The sequence below is a fragment of the Halomonas urumqiensis genome, from assembly GCF_003028575.1.
Lineage (GTDB): Bacteria > Pseudomonadota > Gammaproteobacteria > Pseudomonadales > Halomonadaceae > Halomonas > Halomonas urumqiensis.
Window position 1 is genome coordinate 78,420 of record NZ_PYUD01000007.1, and the last position, 26,028, is coordinate 104,447.

Consider the following 26,028-nt stretch of genomic DNA (forward strand, 5'->3'; position numbering starts at 1 on the left):
ACGACGCGCGCCAAGCGCTCACGCCGAGGCCGACTCACGGCGCACTGCCACCGCCTGACCAAGGCGCTCGAGCAATGGCTTGATGCGCGCATGTTTCATGGTCATCGCCGCCTTGTTGACCACTAGCCGGGTGCTGATCGGTGCAATCAGCTCGCGCGGCTCCATACCGTTGGCACGCAAGGTATTGCCGGTATCGACGATATCGACGATCTCGTCGGCGAGGTTCATCAACGGCGCCAGTTCCATGGCGCCGTAGAGCTTGATCACCTCGGCCTGGATCCCTTGCTCTGCATACCAGCGACGCGCCACCTTGACGAACTTGGTGGCGACTCGGCGACGGGCCAGGGCTGGCTTGGCACCGGTGATGCCAGCGGTCATCAACTTGCAGCGCGCAATCTCGAGATCGAGCGGCTCATAAAGACCGTCGGCGCCATGCTCGAGCAATACGTCCTTGCCGGCCACCCCAAGATCGGCGGCTCCGAGCTGCACATAGGTCGGCACGTCGGTGGCACGAATCACCACCAGCTTGACGTCCGGCAAGTTGGTATCGAACAGCAGCTTGCGACTCTTGCCAAGATCCTCCGCCGGCGTGATACCCGCATCGGCCAGAAGCGGCAGGGTCTCGTCCAGGATACGCCCCTTGGAGAGGGCCAGAATCAATTGTTTGCTCATGTCGTTGCCTGTGATGGGAAGGGCTAGCCCGGCACGCGGCGAATCTGCGCACCCAGCAACTGCAGCTTCTCTTCGATGCATTCGTAGCCGCGATCGATATGGTAGATGCGATCGACCATGGTCTCGCCCTCGGCCATCATGGCCGCGATGACCAGTGACGCGGATGCGCGCAGGTCGGTTGCCATCACCGGCGCACCGGACAGGCGCTCGACTCCTTCGATCAGCGCGGTGTTTCCCTCGAGGGCGATTTTCGCCCCCATACGATTCAGCTCTTGCACGTGCATGAAGCGATTCTCGAAGATCGTCTCGACCACGCGCGCGTTGCCCTCGGCCACCGCGTTGAGCGCCACGAACTGAGCCTGCATGTCGGTGGGAAACGCCGGATACGGGGCAGTACGAATATTGACGGCCTTCGGCCGTCGCCCATGCATGTCAAGCTCGATCCAGTCGTCACCGCTGGTGATGGTGGCGCCCGCCTCCTCCAGCTTGGCAAGCACCGCCTCGAGGATATCGGCGCGGGTCCGGCGCACTCGGACGCGACCCCGTGACAGCGCGGCTGCCACCAGGAAAGTGCCGGTCTCGATACGGTCGGGCATCACATCATGATATCCACCGTGCAAGCGTTCGACGCCTTCGATGACGATGGTGTCGGTGCCGTGGCCACGAATCCTGGCCCCCAGGGTAATCAGGCACTCGGCCAGGTCGACCACCTCCGGCTCACGTGCGGCATTTTCCAGCACCGTGGTACCAGAGGCCAGGGTCGCTGCCATCAGCAGGTTTTCGGTACCGGTCACCGTCACGGTATCGAAGAAGATCGTGGCGCCCTTGAGCCGGCCATCCACCCGCGCGCGAATATAGCCACCCTCCACGCGAATATCGGCCCCCATCGCCTCAAGGCCACGAATATGCAGGTCCACGGGTCGCGAACCGATCGCACACCCGCCAGGCAGCGAGACATCGGCATGACCAAAGTGGGAGAGCAGCGGGCCGAGCACCAGGATGGAGGCGCGCATCTTCTTGACGAGTTCATAAGGCGCATCGCAGTGACGCACCTGTGAGCCATCGAGCTGGATGCTCATCTTCTCGCCCATCACCGGCTCTAGGCCCAGGTGGCCGAGCAGTTCCAGCGTGGTGGTGATGTCCTGCAGGTGCGGCAGGTTGCCGATGGTGACTGGCTCATCGGCCAGCAGTGTCGCACAGAGTATCGGCAGCGCGGCATTCTTGGCACCACTGGCCCAGACCTCGCCATCCACCGAACCGTTACCGGTAATGATCAATTTGTCCATGGAGACTCGCCGTCAGGCACCCTGCCCTTGTGAAGCGTTCGGAGAATCCGCGGCTTGCCACTGCGCCGGGGTAAAGGTCTTGATGCTCACCGCGTGCAGCGCACCGCTGGCGATCTCGTCGGATAAAGCCGAATAAATCAGTTGCTGCCGCTTGACCGGAGACAGGCCATCGAAGACCTCACCCACGGCGACCACCTGGAAATTGCAGCCCTCGCCCTGGATGTGGAACTCGCAGTTATCGATGCGTGCCTCGAGCAGCGACTTGACCTCGCTGGGTTGCATGAACCGCACTCCTGTGAAGCTGAAATGGGAAGGCCACCGGACGCAGTGCGACCGATGGCTCGAATCGGGAATAGCCACATGGTAAAGAAAAGCACCGCACTTGGCGATGCCGAAGGCGTCAAGCGGCAGCGGATTCCAACGGCAACAGACGGTCGAGCCCGGCGACATCGGTGAGACGGCGCAGCGCGGGAGAGAGCCTGACACTTGTCAGCTCGAGCTCCTGGGCCCGAACACGGCGTATCCATTCAAGCAATACACTCAGCGCCGCACTGCTGACACAACCCACACCGGTGAAGTCGAAAACCACCCCATTGCCGGCGGGCTGAGCATTGAGCCACTCGCCCCCTGCCTCGGCGAGCCGGGTCGCGATCTCGAAATCGACTTCACCGGTCACCACGAGACACGAATCGAGGGCCTTGAGGCGCACACCATGGGCTTCCAGCAGTGGTGTCACGCGCTACCGCCCTCTTCCAGTTCGTCCACCGCAAGTTCGGGGGCCCATCCGTCGATGACCGCATCGTAGTCGCGGTTGTTGTCGCGCATGGCCTGGTCGAACTGGTTGCGGAAGGTCAGCCCCAGGTTGATGCCATTGACGATCACGTTGACCACCTTCCAGTCATCACCGGAAAGCCTCAACGAGTAGCTGACCGGATAGACGTCGCCATTGGTGGCCACTACCTCCATGTCGACGCTGGCCTGATCCTCGTAGCGCTGGGCACTCTGCGCATCGAGAACCCGCAACTCGCGGTAGTCGAAGGTCACGAGTCCTTTGCTGTAGGTATCGATCAGTGTCTTGCGAAACACATCGACGAACCGCGAGCGCTGCTGGGGAGAGGCATTCTGGAAGTAGCGCCCCATCACACTGGCGCCGATATAGCGAAAATCGGCGATCTCATCGAGATTCTCATCGACCAGCGCCTCGAGCTCGTCGATGTTCTCGGCAAAATAATCGCGGCGACCCTCGATCTTGCCGGTCAGCTCATCGACGCTGTCACGAATCATCTGCTCCGGGCTGCGTTCCGGATTGGCCTGGGCCGTGAGGCTGAACAGCGCCAGGCAAAGGCCGACCACCAACGCACGCAGGATGGCCGCCTTCTGATACAAGGGCTTGAAAGTCATGTCGGTTATCTCCTTGTCACAAGGACGTTGCGCCGCCGTGAAGCGACGCGGCAAGTCATTCATTGACCATATTGGACACGAATTGCTGGATCAGTTCTTCGAGCACCACGGCCGATTGGGTGTCGCGGATGGTATCACCGGCTTGCAATGTCTCCGGGTCGCCCCCCACCGAGAGTCCGATGTACTGTTCACCGAGCAGCCCCGAGGTGAGGATCGCCGCCGTGGTATCACGTGACAGCTTGCCCTCGAGCTCGCCATCCAGCTCAAGCACCACTCTGGCATCGTACCATTCGGTATCCAGCTCGATCTCCGAGACACGGCCAACCGTGACACCCGCCATGGTCACCCGCGCACGCGGACTGAGCCCGCCAATGTTGCCGAAATTGGCTTGCAGCCGGAAGGTATCGCTCGGCGGCTGAAGTGTCAGCCCACTGACACGTAAACCAAGGAATACCAGGCCAAGGATGCCGACCAGCATGAACAGGCCAACCCCGAGTTCCATCGTCTTGCTGCGCTTCATCGCGTGTCTCCGTACATCAACGCTGTGTTGCCGACCATCAGGAAAGCCCACCGAACATGATCGCGGTCAGCACGAAATCGAGCCCCAGCACCGCCAGGGAGGAGTACACCACGGTGCGGGTCGTGGCTCGGGAGATGCCCTCGGATGTCGGGATCAAGTCATAGCCCTGGAATACCGCGATCCAGGTCACCACGACGGCGAATACCAGGCTCTTGAGCATGCCGTTGCCGATGTCATTCACGAACTCCACACTGGCCTGCATGTTGCTCCAGTATGAGCCTTCGAACACGCCCAACCACTCCACGCCGACCAGATAACCGCCGTAGATACCCACCACACTGAACCCGATGGTCAGCACGGGCAGGGCCACGAACCCCGCCCACAGGCGCGGTGCCACCACCCGGCGCAGTGGATCGACACCGATCATCTCCATGCTGGTGAGCTGTTCGGTGGCCTTCATCAAGCCAATCTCGGCAGTCAATGCGGAGCCGGCCCGGCCGGCAAAAAGCAGGGCGGCCACGACTGGGGCCAACTCCCGCAGCAGCGACAATGCCACCATCTGGCCAAGCGCCTGCTCCGCGCCGAAATCGACCAGGATGGTATATCCCTGCAGCGCCAGCACCATGCCGATGAACAACCCCGACACCAGCACGATGGCCAGGGACAGCACCCCGACGAAATGCATCTGGCGCAGCCACAAGGTCCATCCTTCCTTGGACGGAACACCCACCGCCGACTGAGCAAGGAAGATACCGGCGCGGCCCATGGCCTCGAGCAGGTTGCAGCCACGTCGCCCAAGCGCCGTTACGTGGTGGATCATCGCACTCCTCCCTCACGGAGAATATCGGAGAAGTAATCCTCGGCCGGGTAGTGAAATGGCACTGGCCCATCGGGTTCACCGTGAACGAACTGGTTGACGCGGGGATCCTGATCGACATCGAGGGTCTTCGGAGTGCCATGGGCCATTACCTGGCCATCGGCGATCACATAGACATAGTCGGCGATCGACAGGGTCTCCCCGATGTCATGGGAAACCACCACGGCGGTGAGACCCAAGGCATCGTTGAGCCGCTTGATCAACTGCACCAGCACCCCTTTGGAAATCGGATCCTGACCCACGAATGGCTCGTCATAAAGAATCAATTCCGGGTCGAGGGCAATGGCACGGGCCAACGCCACTCGCCTGGCCATGCCACCTGACAGCTCCGATGACATCAGCTCGCGGGCACCGCGCAGTCCGACGGCCTCGAGCTTCATCAGCACCAGGTCGCGAATCATCGCATCGGGCAGATCGGTGTGCACGCGAAGCGGAAAGGCAACGTTTTCAAAAACATTCAAATCCGAGAACAACGCTCCACTTTGAAACAGCATGCCCATGCGTCGACGCACCGCGAACAACGCCTTGCGAGATAGCCGATGCACATCCTCGCCATCGATCAGCACCCGCCCGGCATCCGGTGTCAACTGGCCGCCGATCAGCTTGAGCAGGGTCGTCTTGCCGGTGCCGCTGGGGCCCATGATGGCGGTAATCTTGCCACGCGGGATCTGCAACGCCACGCCACGAAAGATATCCTTGTCGCCACGTGAGAAATGCAGCCCTTCAACCACCACGAAGGGAGATTCACTCATCGCCTGTGCGCCCCTTGAATAGTTATCGAACATTGTATCCTAACCACTGGATTGGGTACTAGCCTGCAATGTGCATCAGCTTGCACTTGGTGCCTCGAGTTCGTTTAATGTGCCGCTGGTTCTGCATGCCCCAACCCCAAGGACGGTTCCATGTTCCTTCCCCTGCTCTCCGTACTACTGGGTTTCGTTGCCCTGCTGTGGAGCGCCGACCGTTTCGTGGGCGCCGCCGCCGCCACGGCATATCGAGCCGGCATGAGCCCGATGCTGGTCGGCATGACCATCGTGGCACTGGGCACATCGGCGCCAGAGATCGTGGTCTCTCTGATGGCGTCTCTCGATGGCCTGCCTAACCTTGCCATCGGGAACGCCCTGGGCTCCAACATCGCCAACATCGGCCTCGTGCTGGGCGTCACCGCACTGGTGGTACCCATTCCCGTGCGCTTTTCCATGGTTCGCCGTGAACTGCCATTACTAATGGGCGCCACTGGCCTTGCCGGGTACGCGCTGACAAACGGGGTTCTCGGGCGCTTCGATGCCGCATTCCTGGTGGCCTTGCTGGTGTTCAGCCTGTGGTGGCTGTTTCGCGCCGATACTCCGGACGCCAGTGAGCAGTCGCAAGGAGCGATTCCCGACATGCGCCTGCCCAAGGCCCTGGCCTGGCTTGCCTTGACCCTGCTGCTGATGATCATCGGCTCGCGTGCCCTGGTGTGGGGCGGCAGCGAAATCGCCCGGGGGCTCGGCGTCAGCGAGTTGGTGATCGGGCTTACCATCGTGGCCATCGGCACCAGCCTGCCGGAACTCGCCGCTTGCGTTGCAAGCGCCCTGAAACGCCATCATGACCTGGCGGTTGGCAACGTGATCGGCTCCAACCTGTTCAACCTGCTCGCGGTCCTGCCGGTGCCAGGCCTGCTGGCCCCTGGCGCCGTCGACCCCGCTGCCGCCAGTCGCGACTACCCTGTGATGCTGGGCATGACCCTGGCGCTCGGCTGCCTGCTGCTGTGGTATCGACACGGCAACCTCGGCCGCCTGCCTGGCGCTGCGCTGGCGCTTGCCTATGCGGCATACCTGACCTGGGTTGGCCTTGGCAGCTTGTGAGTGCGGCGGTGAATGCGCGAAGCCGCTTGAGTGAAACCAACTGACAGGCAACAATCACCGCCATGACCAGAGATTCTACAGCAAGCACTGCCTCGTCCGCCCTGCGTGATAGCGCGCGGCGCACGCTGCTGCTCGAGCAACAGGCCATTGCCGGCCTTGCCAAGCACCTCGACGATGCCTTCGACCACGCCTGCCAACTGATGCTCCAGTGTCGGGGCCGCGTAGTGGTGACCGGCATGGGGAAGTCGGGGCATATCGCCGGCAAGATCGCCGCGACCCTAGCCAGCACCGGCACGCCGGCGTTCTTCGTGCACCCCGGAGAGGCCAGTCATGGCGACCTTGGCATGATCACACCCGGTGACGTGGTGCTGGCCCTGTCCAACTCCGGCGAAACCGCCGAGGTCACCGCCCTGTTGCCACTGCTCAAGCGCATGGGCGTGCCATTGATCAGCATGACAGGGCGCCCGGGATCGACCCTGGCGCGGCATGCCGAGGCACACCTTGATGCTGGCGTCGAGCGCGAGGCTTGTCCGCTCGACCTGGCCCCGACCTCCTCCACCACCGCCGCCTTGGCGCTGGGGGATGCCCTGGCCGTGGCGTTACTCGAGTATCGCGGCTTCACCGCCGAGGACTTCGCGCTTTCCCACCCAGGCGGCAGTCTCGGTAAGCGCCTGCTGCTGCGCGTCGGCGACCTGATGCATGGGGGCGCGCGGCTACCCCAGGTTCCCCTGGGCAGCCCACTGCGCGATGCCCTGCTCGAGATCACCCGGCAGGGACTCGGCTTCACTTGCGTGGTCGATGAACAGGGCCTGCTTGCCGGGGTCTACACCGACGGTGACCTGCGCCGCACCCTCGACCATCATAGCGACCTTCGAGACCTCAAGGTCGACGATGTCATGACCCGTCAAGGCAAGCGCGCCCACCCCGAGATGCTGGCCGCCGAGGCGGTCAAGCTGATGGAGGATCATCGCATCTCGGCACTGGCCGTGGTCGATGACCAGGGCCGCCCTGTCGGCGCACTGCACATGCACGACCTTCTCGCCAGTGGCGTGATCTGATGATCTCGCCCACCTCCACTTCCCGACCCGGAGCCACCATGACCCTGACCCACCCGCAGCAAGATACCCGACTGGTCGACCGGCTGCGCCGGATCCGCCTGCTGGCACTGGACGTCGATGGCGTGCTTACCGATGGCCAACTGTACTTCCAGGCCGATGGCATCGAAATCAAGGCGTTCAATGTCATGGACGGCCACGGACTCAAGCTGCTCAAGCGCGCCGGCATCGAGGTCGCCTTGATCACCGGGCGCGACTCGCCCACCGTCAGCAGGCGTGCGGCGGCACTGGGCATACAGCATGTCTTCCAGGGCGTGGAGAGAAAGCTTCCCGTACTGCGCGACCTGTGCACGAGGCTTGGCATCGAACTCGACCAGGCCGCCTATTGCGGCGATGACATGCCCGATGTCGGTGCCATGCGTCGTGCTGGGATCGGTATCAGCGTGCCCTCGGCGCCCGACTACATACAGAAGTACGCCGACTGGGTGACCGAACGCCCCGGCGGCCATGGTGCCGTGCGTGAGATCTGTGACACGCTGCTCCAGGTCCAGGGTCACTGGGACGCGGTGCTCGACACCTACCTGCACGGAACCCACTGACCCCATGAAGTGGCGGCTTCCCCGACCCGGATACCGGCTCTGGCTGGCGCTGATGCTGCTGTTGCTTGGCGGGGTGCTGGTGCTGATCGACCAGCGCGACATCCGCGAGCCGGGCGAAGTGCCTAGGGATGCCGCGGGGGAACCCGACTACTACCTGGAAGGCGCCAGACTGACACGCTTCGACGCCGCCGGGCTCGCCCATCAGCGCCTTGAAACGCCTCGCCTGGTGCATACGCCCCATGATGACGTCACGCGCCTTGAAATGCCCGAGGCCAGGCTGTTCGACAACGCCGGGCGTACCTGGTACGCCGAGGCCCGAAATGGCCTGCTCGGCGCCGGCGGCAACCCCTTGACGCTCACCGGGGACGCTCGCCTTTACGCTCCGCAGGAGCGCTGGCAGCTCGATACCGAGGTGCTGCGTTTCGATGCCGACAGCGGCCACGCCTGGAGCGAGACGCCCGCCGTGTTGCGCCAGCCCCCCCAACGCATGAGTGGCGAGCGATTCGACGCCTGGATCCATGACAATCGAGCCCGGCTGACAGACAATGTGCGCGGCTACCACCCGCCGGAGACGCCCACCGCCAATAGCGAGGACCCCGCTCAATGATGCCAACATCCCCTGCCACCCCACTTCCCCGCTCCTCGCTGCTGCGTAGACTGCTGATCCTGATGGTAAGCCTGTCGCTTGGCATCACGGCGACGCAGGCCCAGCAGAACGATGCCGAAGCCCCCATTGAGGTCGAGGCAGACAACCTGGAACTCGACGACCGCGCCGGCACCGCCGTATACACCGGCGAGGTCGACATACGCCAGGGCAGCATGCGCCTGACCGGCAATCGCGTCGAGATCCAGCGCAATGACCAGGGCCAGCTCTCGCTTGCCACTGCCACCGGCGAACGCGCCTATATCGAGCAGCAACCCGACCCGTCCGAACCCATCATTCGCGGCTGGGGGCGCACCATCGTCTACCATGTCGCCGAGCGACGGGTGGAATTGATCGACCGCGCCGAGCTGCACCAGGGTGGCGACACCTTCGACGGCGGCTATCTCGAATACTTTCTCGATAGCCGTGTGGTCCAGGCACAAGCGGAAGGTGAAGGCGTCGAAGGGCGCCAGCGCATTCGCATGACCCTGCAACCCGAACAGTGAGACCACCGATGAAGACGCTCCACGCCCGTCACCTGGCCAAGAGCTACAAGCGCCGCCGCGTGGTGCAGGACATCAGCCTGGCTATCGAACAGGGCCACATCGTCGGCCTGCTGGGCCCCAACGGTGCCGGGAAGACCACCTCCTTCTACATGATCGTGGGCCTGGTCCGTGCCGATGCCGGGCAGGTGATGATCAATGACCACGACCTGACACGCGCCGCCATGCACGAGCGCGCCCAGGCCGGCATCGGTTATCTGCCGCAGGAGGCCTCGATCTTTCGCAAGCTGTCGGTGGCCGACAACATCATGGCGATCCTCGAGACCCGCAAGGATCTTGATCGCGCCGGGCGCCACGACCGCCTCGAGCAACTCCTCGAAGACTTCCATGTCACCCATATCCGCGACAACCTCGGCATGAGCCTGTCGGGTGGCGAACGACGCCGCGTCGAGATCGCGCGCGCGCTGGCCACCGAACCCGCCTTCATCCTGCTCGATGAACCCTTCGCCGGTGTCGACCCCATCTCGGTGGGTGAAATCAAGGGCATCATCCGTCAGCTGAAGGCACGTGACATCGGTGTATTGATCACCGATCACAACGTCCGCGAAACCCTCGACATCTGTGATTCCGCCTACATAGTCGGCGACGGCCAGATCATCGCCGAGGGCAACGCCCAGGCCATTCTCACCAACCAGCGGGTCCGCGAAGTCTACCTGGGAGAGGACTTTCGCCTGTAGTCTGCCGACACCACCGAAAGCACCAGCGGGCCAACCTGTCAAGAGTACCTGCGACGCCTGCGTGAATAATCTCGACTTCAACCATCTGATACGCATGTCGTTATATGATAACGGCATGATGTTTGCGCCTGGCACGCATATTGCCTTGTTTTTCGACCAAGCAGGGTTGCAACCCTACCCGCCGCGGACTAGGGTGGAGCTTTTCGGCACAAGCAGACTACGTAGATGGCCATGAAAGCCTCCTTGCAGCTTCGCGTCGGTACCCACCTCACCATGACGCCTCAGCTCCAGCAGGCCATCGCCCTGTTGCAGCTTTCCACCCTCGACCTGCGCCAGGAGATCCAGCAAGCACTGGAATCCAACCCGATGCTCGAACTCGACGACGAGTTTGGCGAACTGGCGGTCAGCGAGGCGCCGGAGGAAGACTGGGCAAGCGAGATTCCCGATGAACTGTCAACCGACAGCGAATGGTCGGACACCTATCAGGACCTGGGCGGCCCGGCAGGCGGTTCGGAGGGCCCCGACTTCGAGCGCCAGGCCAGCGGCGAGAGCCTGCAAGGGCATCTCAGCTGGCAGCTGGCGATGCTCGAGCTCGACGACCGCGACAGGCAGATCGCCGAAAGCCTGATCGATGCGGTGGACAACGCCGGCTACCTGACTCAGCCGCTTGACGACCTGCGTGACGGCCTCAAGGCCCAGGGGCTCGATGGCCTGCGCACCCGTGAAGTGGAACAGGTGCTGCTGCGTCTGCAGCAGTTCGAGCCCACCGGCGTCTTCGCCCGAGACCTTCGCGAATGCCTGATGCTGCAGCTCGCAAGCCTGCCCGACGACACCCCGCTGCTGCCCCAGGCGCGGCGGCTGGTGCGACAGTTTCTCGAAGCGCTCGCCGGCGACGACCGACGTCTGCTCAAACGCCGCCTGGGGCTCGATGACCAAGCGCTCGACACGGTGATCGGCCTGATTCGCAGCCTGGACCCGCGCCCCGGCAGCGACTTTTCCAGCAGCGACAACGACTACGTGATTCCAGACTTGCTGGCCTACCACAACTCGCGTGGCTGGCATGTGGAACTCAATCAGCAAGCCCTGCCACGCCTGCGGATCCAGCCCGACTACGCCGCCCTGATCCGCCGCGCCGACAAGAGCCAGGATAACCAGTTCCTCAAGGACAACCTGCAGGAGGCGCGCTGGCTGATGAAGAGCCTGTCGAGCCGCAACGACACCCTTTTGCGAGTCGGCCGTGAGATCATGGCGCGACAGATCGACTTCCTGGAAGCCGGCGAGGAGGCCATGAAACCGCTGATACTCGCCGACATTGCCCAAACGGTGGAGATGCATGAATCGACCATCTCGCGAGTCACCACCCAGAAGTACATTCATACGCCTCGCGGTGTCTTCGAGCTGAAATTCTTCTTCTCGAGCCAGGTCGGCGGCAACGAGGGCAATGGCGATGCGCACTCAAGCACCGCCATCCGCGCACGCTTGCGCAAGTTGATTCAGGAGGAGCCCCCCCGCAAGCCCCTTTCCGACAGCAAGCTTGTCTCACTGCTGGATGAAGCCGGCATCAGCGTCGCCCGGCGTACCGTAGCCAAGTACCGAGAGGCCATGGGAATTCCCGCATCGAGCGAACGCAAGCGGTTGCGTTGAAGACACTTTTCCAAGCGACGCGGCAAGGGGTATGCAAGGCAGCAAAAAGGGTTACAATCGATCTACAACCCGTACGAGCAAGGAGCGTGTCATGCAAGTCAACATCACCGGCCATCATGTGGATCTGACCGACGCCCTGCGTGACTATGTGCACGAAAAGCTCACCCGAGTGGAACGCCACTACGACAACATCACCAACGTGCAAGTCACCCTGTCCGTCGAAAAGGAGCGTCAGCTCGCTACCTGTACCCTGCATGCCGCCGGCGCCGACCTGCACGCCGAAGCCCGTGAAAATGACATGTACGCCGCCATCGATGCGCTGGCCGACAAGCTCGATCGCCAGCTGGTCAAACACAAGGAAAAGGCTCAGGCCCGCGCCCAGGGCGCTGGCGCTCGCTGATCGATCATGACACTGGACGCCATCCTGCCCCCCGAGCGCACGCTTTTCGATGTACCCGGGGGGAGCAAGAAACGCGTGCTGGAGTTCTTCAGCACTTTCATCGCCCAGAACACCCCGAGCCTCGACAGCCAGGAAGTGTTCAGCCGGCTGATAGGACGTGAACGACTGGGGAGTACCGGCATCGGTAATGGTGTCGCCATACCCCACGCCCGCAGCCCGCACTGCAAGAGCCCTATCGCCAGTTTCCTGAAGCTTTCCGAACCGGTGGATTTCGACGCCATCGACGGCGACCCGGTGGATCTGGTGTTCGTGCTGCTGGTGCCTGAAGAGGCCGACGATGCCCACCTGGCGCTACTGGCCCAGGTGGCCGGACTGCTGAACGACACCAACACACGCACGAGCCTTCGCAAGTGCGAGAGTCAGCGCGAACTGCACGAACGACTCATCGACGCGATCCGACGACAGGCCTGAACGTCTCGGGCCGCCGGGGGTACCGCATTCATAACGACCAGGAGACCCGCATGCAGCTCGTGATCATCAGTGGCCGTTCAGGCTCAGGCAAGTCGATCGCGCTGCAAGCGCTGGAGGATCTTGGCTACTACGCCATCGACAACCTCCCGGCGATGCTGCTCGGCTCCCTGGTTGACGAACTCCAGAACCCCGAATCAAAGCGCTCGTCGATCGCTGTGAGCGTCGATGCGCGCAACCTTCCCGAGGCGCTGGAGCGCTTTCCCAGCCTGCTTGCCGAAGTCCGCGAACGCGGCATCGATTGCCAGGTCATCTACCTGACCACCGATGCGCGTATCCTGCTGGAGCGCTATTCCGAGACCCGCCGACGCCATCCGCTGACCCGCGAGAGCGAGATGACGCTGGCCGAGGCCATCGACTCCGAGGAGGCCTCGCTTGGCGAGATTCGCGACATGGCCGACCTGGTCATCGATACATCGCGCCTCTCGGTGCACGAACTGCGCCGGAGAATCAGCGACCAGGTTGCCAGTCATCGCCCGGACCAATTGACGCTGACAGTGGAGTCTTTCGGCTTCAAGCGCGGCGTCCCGCTAGACGCGGATATCGTCTTCGATGCCCGCTGCCTGCCCAACCCCTACTGGGACCCAAGATTGCGTGACGCGACCGGCCGCGACGCCGCGATCATCGAGTTCCTGTCGGGCTATCCGATCGTCGGCGAGATGCACGATGACATCCTGGCCTGGGTTCAGCGCTGGATGCCCGCCTACCGAGCAAGCCACCGCAGCTATCTCACCGTGGCAATCGGTTGTACGGGCGGGCAACACCGTTCGGTCTATCTTGCCGAACGACTGGCCCACCAGATGGCCGTTCATCACCCCAGCGTACGCCTGCGACACCGAGAGCTGGGCATCCATAGCTCTCTGCCTCGTCAGCATGGCCCCACCACCCCCGTGGAGTTGGCAAGCGCTGCGCCGGAGTCACCGAATCAAGGAAATTGACGCGTGCCGCAACGCCAGCTGACACTGACCAACAAGCGAGGCCTGCACGCCCGCGCCGCTACCAAGCTGGTACAGTGCTGCCAGCCATTCACAGCGAGGGTCACCGTCAAGCGCGGCGGCCAGGAAGCGGACGCCGCCAATATCATGTCACTGCTGATGCTGGCAGCCCCCTGCGGCACGGAACTTTGCGTGATCGCCGAAGGCGAAGACGCCGACGCAGCACTCGAAGCCATCGAGGCGCTGTTCGACGCCCGCTTCGACGAAGATGGGTGAAGGCGAAGCCGGGGCGGCTTCACCCCCCGGCGATGGTCATTTCGTCGATCAGCCAGCTGCCGGTATGGATACTGCCACGGGTATCGGTATCACTGCCCACACCGACAAGTCCCTTGAGCATCGCCTCGAGATTGCCGGCGATGGTGAACTCCTCCACCGGGTACTGGATCTTGCCATCCTCGACCCAGAACCCCGCCGCCCCACGCGAATAATCACCGGTCACCGCATTGACGCCCTGTCCCATCAGCTCGGTGACCAGCACACCCCGCCCCATCCGGGCGAGCAGTTCGTCACGTGAAGCAAGCGGGGCATCGATGCGCAGGTTTCTCGCCCCACCGGCGTTGCCGGTGCTCTGCATGCCCAGGCGACGGGCACTGTAGGCCGAGAGCATGTAGCTTGCCAGGCGGCCGTTTTCGATGAACACATTGTCGCGGGTCTGCACGCCATCGTTATCGAATGGTGAGCTGGCCATAGCACCGACCTCCATGGGCCGCTCGAAGAGCGAGAACCACTCGGGAAACAGCGCATCGCCGAGCCGGTCGCACAGAAACGAGGCCTGACGGTAGAGCGCACCACCGGCGATGGCCCCCATCAGCGAGCCAACCAGGCCACTGGCGAGGCTCGGGTCGAACAGCACCGGTAAACGACCGGTGGCCGGCCGCCCGGCGCCCAGCCGGCGCAGCGTGCGTTCGGCAGCACTCGCGCCGACTTGCTCAGGCGCCAGCAGGTGACGAGGATCTCGGGCGGTCGTGTAGTCATAATCGCGCTGCATGCCACTGCCATCCTCGGCGATCAGCATGCACGAGAGCGAGTGACGGCTGCCGCGCTGGCTGCCGAGAAAACCGTGGCTGTTGGCGTATACCCGCACACCCTCGCCACTCGACAGCGACGCGCCATCGGAGCTTTTGATACCCGCTACCTCACGCCCCGCAGCCTCGCAGGCCAACGCCATGTCGATGGCCGCCTCGGTGGTCAATTCCCAGGGATGGTGAACATCCAGGTCAGGCAGTTCGCTTGCCATCAGCTCGGCATCGGCAAGCCCCGAGGCCGGGTCCTCGCCGGTATGCCGAGCGATGGCCAGGGCCTTCTCGACCACCACGCGTATCGAGGCGTCACTGGCATCCGTGGAGGACGCGCTACCCTTGCGCGCACCGATATAGACGGTCACGGCAATGCCCTGATCGCGTGACAACTCCACCGTTTCCACTTCGCCCTCGCGCACGCTGACGCCGACCCCCTGGTCGACACTGGCGCCCACCTCGCAGGCATCGGCGCCAAGCGAACGGGCAAGCGCAAGTGCGGTGTTGGCACGTGTTTCCAGCAACGCTTGCTGATGGAAGGCATCGAATGCCTGTGTCATGCAATTCTCCTCGTCGACCGGCCAGTCGGCCGCAGATTCATGGGTTCATTGGTCAGCCCGCCATCACAGGCTGATATACTGTGCACTTTACTCAGTCTCAAGCGATGGAAGCGGCATGTCCCAGGAATCACCCCGTGAGTTGCTGGCCCAGATCAGCCAGCAGGATGACGAACCCGTCAGCAAGTCCCAGCTCAAGCGCGAAATGCATGCGCTACAACAGCTGGGCGAGGCGATCATCGCCATGACACCTGCCGAGCGCGCGCGCTTTCCGCTCTCCGACGACATGCTCGCCGCCGTGGAGGAGACCTCCCGCATCCGCTCCCACGAAGGGCGCAGGCGCCATATGCAGTATGTCGGCAAGGTCATGCGCCGCGAGGACCTCGCCGCCATCCAGGCCGTCTATGACGAGATCGCCCAGGAAACCCTGCGTCGTGACCATGCCTTCCACCGTCTCGAGAAATGGCGCGACCGGCTGCTGGACGAGGGCGACTCGGCTGTCGAAGCGTTCATCGATGAATTTCCCGAGGTCGACCGTCAGGCGCTGCGCCAACTGATCCGCAATGCCCACCGCGAGCGCGAGCAGGGCAAGCCGCCCACCAACGCCCGCCGGCTTTTTAAGCTGATTCGCGAGACCGCCGGGGTCTAGCGCTTCAGGACTGTGTGCCGCCGATGGTCAGCTCATCGAGCTTGAGCGTCGGTTGGCCGACCCCCACCGGGACGCCCTGCCCTTCCTTTCCGCAGACCCCGATGCCGGTATCGAGCTCCATGTCGTGGCCGATCATCGACACCCGGCCCATTGCCTCGGGGCCGTTGCCGATCAGCGTCGCCCCCTTCACCGGGGCGGTGATACGACCATCCTCGATCAGATAGGCCTCGCTTGCCGAGAACACGAACTTGCCCGAGGTGATATCGACCTGGCCACCGCCAAAGCTGACCGCATAGAGGCCGCGCTTGACGCTCTTCAGGATGTCGGCGGGGTCGTCCTGGCCGGCCAGCATGCAGGTATTGGTCATGCGTGGCATCGGCAGATGGGCGAACGACTCGCGGCGCGCATTGCCGGTCGGCGCCATGCCCATCAACCGGGCGTTGAGCTTGTCCTGCATGTAACCGGTGAGGATGCCATCCTCGATCAGCGGCGTGTACTGGCCAGGCGTGCCTTCGTCATCGATGCTCATCGAGCCGCGGCGGTCGGCAAGGGTGGCATCATCGACCACGGTGACGCCGGGTGCGGCGACCCGCTGGCCCATGCGTCCGGCGAAGGCCGAGCTGCCCTTGCGATTGAAGTCGCCCTCCAGGCCATGGCCAACCGCTTCATGCAGCAGAATACCGGGCCAGCCCGGGCCGAGTACCACCGGCAACTGACCCGCCGGCGCATCCACCGCCTCGAGGTTGACCAGTGCCTGACGAACCGCCTCGCGGGCATACGTCTCGGCGACGTTCTCGTCGCGCAGCCTCGCCATCGCAAAGCGACCACCGCCACCGGCGCTGCCGCGCTCACGCCGACCATTCCTGACCGCGATGACGCTGACATTGAAGCGCACCAGAGGGCGAATGTCCGCCGCCAGCGTGCCGTCGCTGGCGCGCACCAGCACCACTTCATGCACACCGGAAAGCGACGCGCTGACCTGGGATACCGAGGGATCCGCCGCACGCGCTACCCGGTCGGCCAGCTTGAGCATGGCGATCTTGTCCTCGGCGGAAAGTCCCGACAACGGGTCGATACCGCCATAGCGACTGTCACTGGTCACCACCAGCCGCGGGGCCACACCCAGTTGCTTGCCGGTGCGCACGATACCTGACGCGGTCCGCCCGGTCTCGGCCAGAGCCTCGCCGGATATCTGGTTGGAATAGGCGAAGCCAGTCTTCTCACCCGCCATGGAGCGCACACCGACGCCTCCGTCGATGTTGTAGCTGGCTTCCTTTACTTCGCCGTCCTCGAGCACCCAGCCCTCATGCCAGCTGCGCTGGAAATACAGATCGGCGTAATCGATGCCTGGACCCAGCGCGTGGGCAAGACCGGCATCCAGGTCATCGATGCCAAGCCCACCAGGGGAGAGCAGGATCTCGCTGGCTTGGCCCAGCAGGTCATGATCGCGCGCAGATGATTGGCTTTGTACTTGGCTTGGTAAATGGGGAGCAGTTGATGTCATTCGGCACTTTCCACTGAGATATCAGGCGAGGTCCAGGGACCACGCACGCGATAATGAATTCGGGTCACGCTGTCGATGGCATCACCGAACAGCTTGTCGGCGATGAACAGTGCGCCGCCAACCACTGGTGCCCCGGCAATTACCGCTGCCAGCGGCAGGTTGCGGCTGATAGGCACTGTGACGCCCAGCCGCTGATCGAGTTCCCGCCGCGCCAGGTCGACCTGCCCTTCCAGGGTGAAGAAAGTGGCGGGGCCTTCGACCTCGATGGGTCCACGGGTTTCCAGAATCCCACCATACAGGGTGGCGGCACCGGTGACACTGTCAAAGGCGGTGCCTTGGCCTGTGACGTCAGAGAAATCGAGCCGCAGACGCCTCAACAGGTTGTCGACGTTGAGCAACCCGATGACCCGCGCCGAAGGCGAGGCGATGTTGACGAAGCGACCATCGCGAAGTGTCGCCTCGATGCTGCCGCGCGAGCGCTCCAAGGCGAACTGCCAGGGCGCGCCGGGCCATGCCAATTGGCTCTTCACACGTGTCTCGCCGCTACGGATCGCGGCCGTCTGGCCGAGTCGCTCCATTGCCGTACCGAGGTCACGGCCATCCAGATCCAGGCGTGCGCGGGTCAGGCTGCCCTGCGCCCCGGTGGCTTCCCAGACGAGCTCACCACGTGCCGAGATCTCACCCAGCGTCAAGCCGAGCGGGGCGATGGTCAAGCGCTCGGGGGTAGAACGCCAGCTCGCGGTCAACGGGCCAAAGCGCTGCCCAGCACGCTCGATATCGGCAATCCGCAGGCGCCCACCGGGCAGCTGATTCACCCAGCCAGGCAGCGGCTCGGGCTCTGGTGGCGTGGCCAGTTCATCGAAGAGCGACCGACTATTTTCCACCGCTTGATCAGGCACCAGGGCATCGAATGACAGCCTGGAAAGCGCAATATCCAAGGGCTCGTCAAGCGTAGGCCGATAGTCGAGCTGGCCCTGCAGCAGGCTACCATCCAGCGCCAGCCGCCAGCCTCCGCCAGCCTGTGGGCCACCTTCCACCGCCAGCGACCCCAGGCAACGCCCGTCGCTCACCAGGCAATTGGTCTCGAGCCTGACATCCCGCAATACCCCCGCCAGTCCGTCACCCGGGGCCGGGCTTGCGCCACTCTCCGAGAGCTCTCTCAGCGCCGCGCCCCAGGCACCAATATCGAGCCTCGGTTGATAGGCATTCACCACCCAGCCATCGCCCCCGTGCCATGCATTCCCTGCGGGACGCCCCAGCCATACCTGCCCTTGGCCGATGTCCGAACCGTCACGATCACGCCAGCGCACACTCAGCTCATCACCCAGGCGCCCGTCCACCCGGCCTTCGCCCAGGTCGACATCCACATGCAGCTCGCGTGGGGTAGCGGCTTGCTTGCCCAACGGCGAGGGCAAGGCGATGGCCAGACCCTCGAGATCGCTGTGTAGGCTCAGTCGTGTGCCCTGCGCATCCATCGCCAAGCTTCCCTGCCAGGCAAAGCCGCCGGTGAGCAACGACTCGACGGCGCCTGCTCCGGAGAGATCGGCCACCTGGGACGCTTCGAGCCGCCCGGACATGTCCACCGTTCCCCCCAGGGTGTCGATATCGGCGCGAATCGGCCCACCCAGTGCCCGGCCCGAGAGCTCACCACGCAAGCCACCCTGGCGATCACGCTGCTGCCAGGACAGCGCGCCCTGCAGGTTGGTCAGAGAGAATTCGCTGGGCAGGTGGGTGATCCGCGCAACGTCCACCTCGGTGTCCAGATCGACCTCGAGCGCCTCCGGTTCATCCAGCGGCAATGAGAGCGCAAGCTCCCCTTCCACCCGGCCCTCGCCACGCCACGCCTCGAGCGCCTCGACCCCAGGAACCGGTATGGCCAGCAGGTAGCTCCTCAGCGCGTCACTGGTGGCACTGAGCTGGCTCTCGACTTCGAGGCGGTCATCCACCAGGGTGACGCGCCCTTGGCGGGCTTCTACACCCTGGCTTTCGGCGTGATCGACCAGCACTTCGAGGTTGGAATCCTCGAGAGCGAGCCTGCCCTGTACGGCCTCAAGCGCAGGCCAGCCCTCGGCGAACGGCAAGCGCCCTTGTTCGAACGCCAGATCCAGCCCGAACGAGGTCTGGATCCGCTCGGCGCCGCCAGCCAGGGGCACATGCAATCTCAGGCTGCCCTGCGGCACGCGCCCCTGGGCACCATTACCAAGCCATGCCAACAGTTCATCGCCCATGATGCCGACCGGCAGCCAATCGACCAGGGGGGTATCAATGGCATCCACCCCGCTGAAGTCCAGCGACAGGCCGAAGCCACCGCGCTGGCCCTTGCCCGCCGACAGCCCGAATTGGCCCGCCACATCCGCCCCCTGCCACTCGGCAGAGAGTTCACGGCCACTGACAACGGTTCGCGGGCCATCGTAGGACCACGTGACCTCGCCGCTGGCCCTGGTCAGCGTCATCGGCTCAGCAAAGACATTCGGAAAGTTAAGCTGGCTACCCTGGCTCCCCTGGAAGCGCACGCGACCGGTGAAATCCCTGGCCTCGACCCACATGTCGAAAGGCCCACCGCCAGGTGCTTGTTGCCAGGGAGAGGCCTTGACATCGTGCAGGGCAACGCGAGCCAGCCACTGCCCCTCATCCAAGCCAAGCCCGAACCCTTCCACGCGGCCTTGTGGATCCAGGGTTGCGACCACGCGATCCAGTGCCTCGGGCAGCGGCACACGGCTTCGCCATGCGGCAAGCGAGCCGAGGTCGAACCCGCTGGTATTGAGCCACCACCCGCTGCCATCTCCACTGGCGTGCCAGCGCCGCGGCAGAGGGGGGCCCGATCGCCAATCCAGTTCATCGGGAGCCTGGCCTGCCGGTGTCCTGGCATCACCCTCAAGCCAGGCTTCCCAGCCGTTTTCAGCACGTAGCCATTGGCCACGCGCCTCAAGATCCTCCAGTTCCAGACGGCGCCTCTCCCCCCGTGCATTGTCATGGCTGAGTGCCAGCGCCGAGACGTCAAGGTCGAGGCGCGCATCGGCAAGTTCGCCCTGCTGCCAACGCCCCCATAGCCGCACATCACCACTCGCTTCATCAAGGCGAATCGGCTCATTGCGCGACAATACCTCCACCAGGGTGACCAGGCTGTCGAGGTGCATGTCGGCCTTCAGCGCGGCATTGAAATCGCGCAAGCCGCCATCACCGGGCAATACCTCGAGCGCTACCTGCATGGCGGCTTGAGACTGACCAGCAAGCCATACCTCGCCTTCCAGGTGGGCACGGCGTTGATCTCCCGTCATCAAAAGCCTGGGCGCCTCCAGCACCACCTCACGATCCCGGCCATGCAGCACCAGGCGCATGTCATCGACGAAGGCACGCTGGCGCAGCAGTACACCTACCCAGAAATCAAGGCGTTCCAGGTCCAACTCGCCCGCGGGGGTAAACTCAGGCGGCAGGCGGGCGGGATCGGGCCAGCGCCAGTTGAGGTTCTCATCCTGATAGAGATGTACGGTCACACCAGACAACCTGGCGTCCCCCACCACCGGAATGGCCGACCTCAGGCTTTGACGTGTATCCAGGCGCAGGTAGCCACTCTCGACCTCGAGCAGCGGTAGCGCATCGACACCTTCACGTGAATCGATGGTAAGACCATCAAGGACCAACTGTGGATCGAACCTGGCAAGGCGCGTGTCCAGATCGGCAATGGTCACCAATGCACCGAAACGCGCCGACAACAGCGATTCAAGCCGCGGTGCAAGGCCGTCGGCAAGCCCAAAAGCCAGACGCACTGCCAGCAGCAGTAACGCCACAAGCCCAAGCAGCAGAGCCAGCAGCGTCAGTGTCCAGCGAGTCACCAAACGGGTCGGAGACATGGGCTCACATCAGCACGATGTCGTACTGCTCCTGGGAGTAGTGGGCCTCGACCTGGAAACGAATGGGCTTACCGATGAACTCCTCGAGGTCGGCCACCGCCGCGGATTCCTCGTCGAGCAGGCGGTCGACCACCGCCTGGGCGGCCAGCACCACGTAGGTTTCGGCGTTGTAGGCACGCTCCTCGCGCAGAATCTCCCGAAATATTTCGTAGCAGACGGTTTCCGGGGTCTTCAGAGTGCCGCGCCCCGAGCAGGTGGGGCAGGCCTCGCACAGCGTCTGCTCGAGGCTTTCGCGGGTGCGCTTGCGGGTCAGCTGTACCAGGCCAAGCTCGGTCACCCCGGTACACTTGGTCTTGGCGTGGTCTCGCTCCAACGACTTCTCGAGCATGCGCAACACCTGGCGCTGGTGCTCGGGATCGTCCATGTCGATGAAGTCGATGATGATGATGCCACCGAGGTTGCGCAGGCGTAGTTGCCTGGCAATGGCGGTGGCGGCCTCGAGGTTGGTCTTGAAGATGGTTTCCTCGAGGTTGCGATGCCCCACGTAACCACCGGTATTGACGTCGATGGTGGTCATCGCCTCGGTAGGATCGATCACCAGGTAGCCACCCGACTTGAGCTGGACCTTGCGCCCGAGTGCTTTCTGGATCTCGTCCTCGACGCTGTAGAGGTCGAAGATCGGGCGTTCGCCCGCATAGTGTTCGATGCGTTCGGCGGCACCCGGCATGAACTCCTCGGAGAATTCCAGCAACTTGACGTAATTCTCGCGCGAGTCGATGCGCACCTTCTCGATTTCGTCGCGCATCACGTCACGCAGGATACGCATGAACAGCGGCAGGTCGTCGTAGATGACACTGGGCGCCGGGGCCGTGACCTTGCGCTCGCCAACCTTGCGCCACAAGCGCAGCAGGAAGTGCATGTCGCCATGGAGCTCATCGAGGCCCACGCCTTCGGCGGCGGTGCGCACGATGAAGCCCCCGGACACCTCCAGGGTCTGCTGCTGCTGGGCGGTATCGATCAAGGCACGCAGGCGTTCGCGCTCTGCATCGTCCTCGATGCGCTGGGAGACACCATGATGAGGCGCATCGGGCATGTAGACCAGATAGCGGGAAGGGACCGACAGGTGGGTGGTCAAGCGCGCGCCCTTGGTACCAATCGGGTCCTTGGTGACCTGCACCACCAGCGCCTGTCCTTCATGAAGCAGATGGCCGATGGAGAGCTGCTCATCGGTCGGCGTACCGGGCGGCATCACCTCATGGGCGTGAATGAACGCGGCCCGGTCGAGGCCAATGTCGACGAACGCCGCCTGCATGCCCGGCAGCACACGCACCACCTTGCCCTTGTAGATATTGCCGACGATGCCACGCCGTCGGCTGCGTTCGATGAAGGCTTCCTGCAGCACACCGTTCTCGACCACCGCCACCCGGGTTTCCATCGGCGTCAGGTTGATGAGTACTTCACCGCTCATGCAGAAATCCTTGTCCAGAATCGTCTTGAATCATTATGTCATAGCGCAGCCGGCCATGGACCGGTGTTGGCTCTGGCTCAGCGAGGCGGCACCCGACGCCCCTGCCAGATGGGCACACCCTGACGCGACAATAGCGCGGCTGTCTCGAACAACGGTAGCCCGACCACCGCTGAATGGCTGCCTTCGATACGCTCGACGAACACTGCGGCAAAACCCTGGATCGCGTAGCCGCCCGCCTTGCCTTCTGGCTCTCCCGTCACCCAGTAGGCACTGATCTCGTCAGCCGAGATGGCACGCATCCACACCCGGGTGGTCACGCAGATGTCGAGTACGCCACAAGGGCCAGTCACGGCGACCGCGGTCAACACCTGGTGCTCACGGCCAGCCAGCCGTGCCAGCATGCGCGCTGCGTGCTCTCGCCCCGCAGGCTTGCCGAGTATTTCGCCCTCACACACTACTGCGGTGTCTGAGCCAAGCGTAGGTAGCTCGCTTGCCGGGGCACCTGCCAAGGCCTTTTCGCGCGCCAGTCGTGTGACATAGGCCATGGGGCATTCATCGGCCAGCGGCGACTCATCGATATCGACAGGATTCACCGCCACCGACACCCCGATCGATGCCAGCAGGTCTCGGCGGCGAGGCGATGCGGAGGCGAGGCAAAGCACTGCCGAGGAGGGGTCGGTGGTCATCAAGGACTCCGGTTCAATCACGGGCAAGTCGGCGACCAAGCGCCTCGAACAGCGTGGCAAGCCATGGCCACAGGACAGCGCCGATCAGCGAAGGTAGCAGGAACGACAAATGGATCGAAAATGGCCCCAGCAGGGTACGCAGCCACTGCTCGACGAGCTGAACGGTGCCGAGCAGCACCAGGATCAGCACCGCCTGCTGCACCAGGGAGTAGGCACGGAAGCGCGGATAGACAAGCGCACACAGAAACGCCAGCAGCGACAGCGTCAAGGCATTCTGGCCAAGGGTGGAGCCTTCGATCAGATCCACCAGGATGCCCAGCACGAACCCATGGAAGACCCCGACGCGGTGCGGCGCCTTCATGCACCAATAAATCAGCATCAGGCCGAGCCAATCGGGTCGCCAGATCTGCCAGCCATCCGCCAGCGGCATGACCTGAAGGCACAGCGCCATCAACAGGCAGAACCATATCCACGGCAGGCTTGCGGGAGAAGTCGTGGCCATCAACGCGTCTCCTCGTTCACCGGCAGACCGATCAGTGCGCGAGCGGCATCGATGGCCTCGCGTGACAACTCGAGATCCCAACCCTCATCATCCACCTCGGGCACGGGGGGCGGAAACAGCAACAGGAAATGGCGAGAGCGCTGCAGCTGCGCAATCGGCGTCGCGGTCACGCGGGCGAAGGGCTGGCCAGGATCATGCACCACCTCCGCGACGCGAGCCACCGGATAACCTGCAGGGAAGCGCCCCGCCATACCGGACGTCACCAGCAGATCGCCCTCGCGGATATCGGCGGTATCGGGGACATGCATGACCGTCAGTGCATCGTAGCTCCCGCCGCCCTGGGCGATGAAACGCAATCCGTTGCGGTTGACCTGCACCGGTAGCGCATGGCTGGCATCGGCCAGCAGCAACACACGACTGGAGTAGGCCGAGACCGCCGTGATCTGCCCGACAAGTCCCGAGGCATCCATCACCGGCTGCCCGACATAGGCGCCATCGCGGCGGCCACGATCAATGACCATCTGGTGAGCGAACGGGTCAGGATCCAGCGACAGCAACTCGGCGGTGATGAACGGCACGTCGCGCTGGTCAGCCGCGGAGAGCAACTCGCGCAGACGCACATTCTCGGCGGTGAGACTGGCCATGCGCTGCACGCGGTGAGAAAGCGTCAGAATCTGTTCTCGCAGGCGTCGATTCTCATCGACCAGCGCCCGCTGGTCGGAAAGGGCCAGCGATCCCCAGTTGAGGACATCGCTGGGCACGCTGACCAAGCGTTGGATCGGTGCCACCACCGTGGAGAGTTGGGCACGGACACTCTCCATGCGCGTGAAGCGCGATTCGGCAAACATCAGCGCCACGGCGGCCAGCGCACACAACAGCATGCGGTAGCCTGGCAGCGGTCCATGCGAGAAAAGCGGTTTAATGATCGACCCCCTGCATCAGGCGAGCGGTGCCGTCAGTCGCTGGACAGCAGCTCGAACGTATGCTGGTCGATCATCTCCAGGGCCTTGCCACCGCCACGCGCCACGCAGGTCAGCGGGTCCTCGGCGACGATCACCGGCAGTCCGGTTTCCTCGGCAATCAGCTTGTCCAGGTCGCGCAGCAACGCGCCACCACCGGTCAGCACCAGTCCGCGCTCGGCGATGTCGGAAGCGAGTTCCGGGGGCGATTGCTCCAGGGCGTTCTTGACCGCGGTGACGATGGAGGCCAGCGTCTCCTGCAGGGCATCGAGGATCTCGTGAGAGTTCAGCGTGAAGCTGCGCGGAATACCTTCCGCCAGGTTGCGGCCACGCACATCGATCTCGCGCAGCTCGCCGCCTGGATAGGCACAGCCTATCTCCTCCTTGATGCGCTCCGCCGTGGCCTCGCCTATCAGGCTGCCATAGTGGCGACGCACATAGGCGATGATCGCCTCGTCGAAACGGTCACCGCCGACGCGGATGGATTCGGAATAGACAATGCCGTTGAGCGAAATGATGGCGATCTCGCTGGTACCGCCACCGATATCCACCACCATCGAGCCCTGCGCTTCCTCCACGGGAAGCCCGGCACCGATGGCGGCGGCCATTGGCTCCTCGATCAGGAACACCTCGCGGGCACCCGCCCCCTCGGCGGACTCCTTGATCGCGCGGCGCTCGACCTGAGTCGACATGCACGGCACACACACCAGCACCCGCGGGCTAGGCGTCAGAAAGGTGCTCTGATGGACCTTGCGAATGAAGTGCTGGAGCATCTGCTCGGTGACGGTGAAGTCGGCGATCACGCCATCCTTCATCGGGCGAATGGCAGTGATGTTGCCAGGCGTACGACCCAGCATGCGCTTGGCATCGGAACCCACCGCGGCCACGCTGCGCATGTTGCCGGACTGGCGAATTGCCACCACCGACGGCTCATCGAGCACGATCCCGCGACCGCGCACGTAAATCAGCGTATTGGCCGTCCCCAGGTCGATCGATAGATCGCTGGAAAACAGCCCCCTCAAGCGTTTGAACATGGAAGTCGTTACCTAGTGCAGTCCGGGAACCCTGTGCGGATGCAAACGGTATCACCGTGCCCCCCCAGCAGCAAGCAGAAGCCATGCGAGAGACA

Annotated in this window: 28 protein-coding genes; 12 read left to right on the top strand and 16 right to left on the bottom strand. The window is 63.6% G+C overall.

The features are described 5' to 3' along the window. Positions 1 to 18: 18 nt before the first annotated feature. From hisG to C6V82_RS15315, 8 genes are all read right to left on the bottom strand, one after another. Complete coding sequence (gene hisG / locus C6V82_RS15280) at positions 19 to 672, bottom strand: ATP phosphoribosyltransferase (protein ID WP_102588565.1); 654 nt, start codon at positions 670 to 672, stop codon at positions 19 to 21. A gap of 23 nt (positions 673 to 695) precedes the next feature. Next, positions 696 to 1,958 (bottom strand): UDP-N-acetylglucosamine 1-carboxyvinyltransferase, encoded by a 1,263-nt coding sequence (murA, locus tag C6V82_RS15285; protein WP_102588564.1) that lies wholly within the window; start codon positions 1,956 to 1,958, stop codon positions 696 to 698. A gap of 12 nt (positions 1,959 to 1,970) precedes the next feature. After that, complete coding sequence (locus C6V82_RS15290; protein WP_102588563.1) at positions 1,971 to 2,240, bottom strand: BolA family protein; 270 nt, start codon at positions 2,238 to 2,240, stop codon at positions 1,971 to 1,973. Between the two features lie 118 nt (positions 2,241 to 2,358). Further along, positions 2,359 to 2,694 (bottom strand): STAS domain-containing protein, encoded by a 336-nt coding sequence (locus C6V82_RS15295; RefSeq protein WP_102588562.1) that lies wholly within the window; start codon positions 2,692 to 2,694, stop codon positions 2,359 to 2,361. Beyond that, positions 2,691 to 3,359, bottom strand: coding sequence for an MlaC/ttg2D family ABC transporter substrate-binding protein (locus C6V82_RS15300; RefSeq protein ID WP_102588561.1), 669 nt, complete (start codon positions 3,357 to 3,359; stop codon positions 2,691 to 2,693). Before C6V82_RS15300 ends, C6V82_RS15295 begins: the two co-directional genes overlap by 4 nt. A gap of 55 nt (positions 3,360 to 3,414) precedes the next feature. Continuing rightward, positions 3,415 to 3,879 carry an outer membrane lipid asymmetry maintenance protein MlaD gene (mlaD, locus tag C6V82_RS15305; RefSeq protein WP_102588560.1) on the bottom strand — a complete coding sequence of 155 codons (465 nt, stop codon included), beginning with the start codon at positions 3,877 to 3,879 and terminating at the stop codon, positions 3,415 to 3,417. Positions 3,880 to 3,916: 37 nt separating this feature from the next. Further along, the gene (gene mlaE, locus C6V82_RS15310) at positions 3,917 to 4,699 is read right to left on the bottom strand and encodes a lipid asymmetry maintenance ABC transporter permease subunit MlaE (protein ID WP_102588559.1); all 783 of its coding nucleotides are present in this window, start codon (positions 4,697 to 4,699) and stop codon (positions 3,917 to 3,919) included. Beyond that, positions 4,696 to 5,508 (bottom strand): ATP-binding cassette domain-containing protein, encoded by an 813-nt coding sequence (locus C6V82_RS15315; protein ID WP_102588632.1) that lies wholly within the window; start codon positions 5,506 to 5,508, stop codon positions 4,696 to 4,698. The genes mlaE and C6V82_RS15315 overlap by 4 nt, the downstream gene beginning before the upstream one ends. A 150-nt stretch (positions 5,509 to 5,658) precedes the next feature. On the opposite strand from C6V82_RS15315, the gene C6V82_RS15320 reads away from it, so the two are divergent. The 11 genes from C6V82_RS15320 to C6V82_RS15370 all read left to right on the top strand — a co-directional run bounded on the left by C6V82_RS15320 (position 5,659) and on the right by C6V82_RS15370 (position 13,923). Beyond that, the gene (locus C6V82_RS15320) at positions 5,659 to 6,603 is read left to right on the top strand and encodes a calcium/sodium antiporter (protein ID WP_102588558.1); all 945 of its coding nucleotides are present in this window, start codon (positions 5,659 to 5,661) and stop codon (positions 6,601 to 6,603) included. A gap of 62 nt (positions 6,604 to 6,665) precedes the next feature. Continuing rightward, on the top strand, positions 6,666 to 7,661 hold the full coding sequence (locus C6V82_RS15325) for a KpsF/GutQ family sugar-phosphate isomerase (protein ID WP_102588557.1): 996 nt from the start codon (positions 6,666 to 6,668) through the stop codon (positions 7,659 to 7,661). A gap of 38 nt (positions 7,662 to 7,699) precedes the next feature. Further along, entirely contained in the window at positions 7,700 to 8,257 is a 558-nt protein-coding gene (locus tag C6V82_RS15330; protein WP_102588556.1) for a KdsC family phosphatase, read from the top strand. A gap of 4 nt (positions 8,258 to 8,261) precedes the next feature. Beyond that, positions 8,262 to 8,864 (top strand): LPS export ABC transporter periplasmic protein LptC, encoded by a 603-nt coding sequence (gene lptC / locus C6V82_RS15335; protein ID WP_102588555.1) that lies wholly within the window; start codon positions 8,262 to 8,264, stop codon positions 8,862 to 8,864. 62 nt (positions 8,865 to 8,926) lie between these two features. Then, on the top strand, positions 8,927 to 9,406 hold the full coding sequence (lptA, locus tag C6V82_RS15340) for a lipopolysaccharide transport periplasmic protein LptA (RefSeq protein WP_102588631.1): 480 nt from the start codon (positions 8,927 to 8,929) through the stop codon (positions 9,404 to 9,406). Positions 9,407 to 9,414: 8 nt separating this feature from the next. Next, a complete protein-coding gene (gene lptB / locus C6V82_RS15345; protein WP_102588554.1) occupies positions 9,415 to 10,140 on the top strand; it encodes an LPS export ABC transporter ATP-binding protein in 726 nt (241 codons plus the stop codon). Between the two features lie 225 nt (positions 10,141 to 10,365). Beyond that, positions 10,366 to 11,784, top strand: coding sequence for an RNA polymerase factor sigma-54 (locus C6V82_RS15350; RefSeq protein WP_102588553.1), 1,419 nt, complete (start codon positions 10,366 to 10,368; stop codon positions 11,782 to 11,784). Positions 11,785 to 11,875: 91 nt separating this feature from the next. Then, on the top strand, positions 11,876 to 12,184 hold the full coding sequence (hpf, locus tag C6V82_RS15355) for a ribosome hibernation-promoting factor, HPF/YfiA family (RefSeq protein WP_102588552.1): 309 nt from the start codon (positions 11,876 to 11,878) through the stop codon (positions 12,182 to 12,184). Between the two features lie 6 nt (positions 12,185 to 12,190). Then, complete coding sequence (gene ptsN, locus C6V82_RS15360) at positions 12,191 to 12,655, top strand: PTS IIA-like nitrogen regulatory protein PtsN (RefSeq protein ID WP_102588551.1); 465 nt, start codon at positions 12,191 to 12,193, stop codon at positions 12,653 to 12,655. 50 nt (positions 12,656 to 12,705) lie between these two features. Further along, positions 12,706 to 13,650 carry an RNase adapter RapZ gene (gene rapZ / locus C6V82_RS15365; RefSeq protein ID WP_102588550.1) on the top strand — a complete coding sequence of 315 codons (945 nt, stop codon included), beginning with the start codon at positions 12,706 to 12,708 and terminating at the stop codon, positions 13,648 to 13,650. 3 nt (positions 13,651 to 13,653) lie between these two features. Continuing rightward, positions 13,654 to 13,923 (top strand): HPr family phosphocarrier protein, encoded by a 270-nt coding sequence (locus tag C6V82_RS15370; protein WP_102588549.1) that lies wholly within the window; start codon positions 13,654 to 13,656, stop codon positions 13,921 to 13,923. Between the two features lie 19 nt (positions 13,924 to 13,942). On the opposite strand, the gene pmbA is transcribed toward C6V82_RS15370, so the two are convergent. Beyond that, the gene (gene pmbA, locus C6V82_RS15375; RefSeq protein ID WP_102588548.1) at positions 13,943 to 15,283 is read right to left on the bottom strand and encodes a metalloprotease PmbA; all 1,341 of its coding nucleotides are present in this window, start codon (positions 15,281 to 15,283) and stop codon (positions 13,943 to 13,945) included. 115 nt (positions 15,284 to 15,398) lie between these two features. Between pmbA and yjgA the strand changes: the two genes are divergently transcribed. Continuing rightward, positions 15,399 to 15,929: a ribosome biogenesis factor YjgA gene (gene yjgA, locus C6V82_RS15380; protein WP_102588547.1), complete on the top strand. Its 531-nt coding sequence runs from the start codon at positions 15,399 to 15,401 to the stop codon at positions 15,927 to 15,929. 4 nt (positions 15,930 to 15,933) lie between these two features. Here the strand turns inward: yjgA and tldD are convergent, their stop codons facing one another. The 7 genes from tldD to C6V82_RS15415 all read right to left on the bottom strand — a co-directional run bounded on the left by tldD (position 15,934) and on the right by C6V82_RS15415 (position 25,933). Further along, a complete protein-coding gene (gene tldD / locus C6V82_RS15385) occupies positions 15,934 to 17,433 on the bottom strand; it encodes a metalloprotease TldD (protein WP_102588546.1) in 1,500 nt (499 codons plus the stop codon). Then, entirely contained in the window at positions 17,430 to 21,284 is a 3,855-nt protein-coding gene (locus C6V82_RS15390) for a YhdP family protein (RefSeq protein ID WP_102588545.1), read from the bottom strand. The genes tldD and C6V82_RS15390 overlap by 4 nt, the downstream gene beginning before the upstream one ends. Positions 21,285 to 21,288: 4 nt before the next feature. Then, the gene (gene rng / locus C6V82_RS15395) at positions 21,289 to 22,752 is read right to left on the bottom strand and encodes a ribonuclease G (RefSeq protein WP_102588544.1); all 1,464 of its coding nucleotides are present in this window, start codon (positions 22,750 to 22,752) and stop codon (positions 21,289 to 21,291) included. 77 nt (positions 22,753 to 22,829) lie between these two features. Next, the gene (locus C6V82_RS15400) at positions 22,830 to 23,438 is read right to left on the bottom strand and encodes a Maf family protein (RefSeq protein WP_102588543.1); all 609 of its coding nucleotides are present in this window, start codon (positions 23,436 to 23,438) and stop codon (positions 22,830 to 22,832) included. A 13-nt stretch (positions 23,439 to 23,451) separates the two neighbouring features. Then, the gene (gene mreD, locus C6V82_RS15405) at positions 23,452 to 23,940 is read right to left on the bottom strand and encodes a rod shape-determining protein MreD (protein WP_102588542.1); all 489 of its coding nucleotides are present in this window, start codon (positions 23,938 to 23,940) and stop codon (positions 23,452 to 23,454) included. Further along, positions 23,940 to 24,821, bottom strand: a complete 882-nt coding sequence (gene mreC / locus C6V82_RS15410; RefSeq protein WP_102588541.1) for a rod shape-determining protein MreC — start codon at positions 24,819 to 24,821, stop codon at positions 23,940 to 23,942. Before mreC ends, mreD begins: the two co-directional genes overlap by 1 nt. 74 nt (positions 24,822 to 24,895) lie before the next feature. Beyond that, the gene (locus C6V82_RS15415) at positions 24,896 to 25,933 is read right to left on the bottom strand and encodes a rod shape-determining protein (RefSeq protein WP_102588540.1); all 1,038 of its coding nucleotides are present in this window, start codon (positions 25,931 to 25,933) and stop codon (positions 24,896 to 24,898) included. Between the last annotated feature and the right edge of the window lie 95 nt (positions 25,934 to 26,028).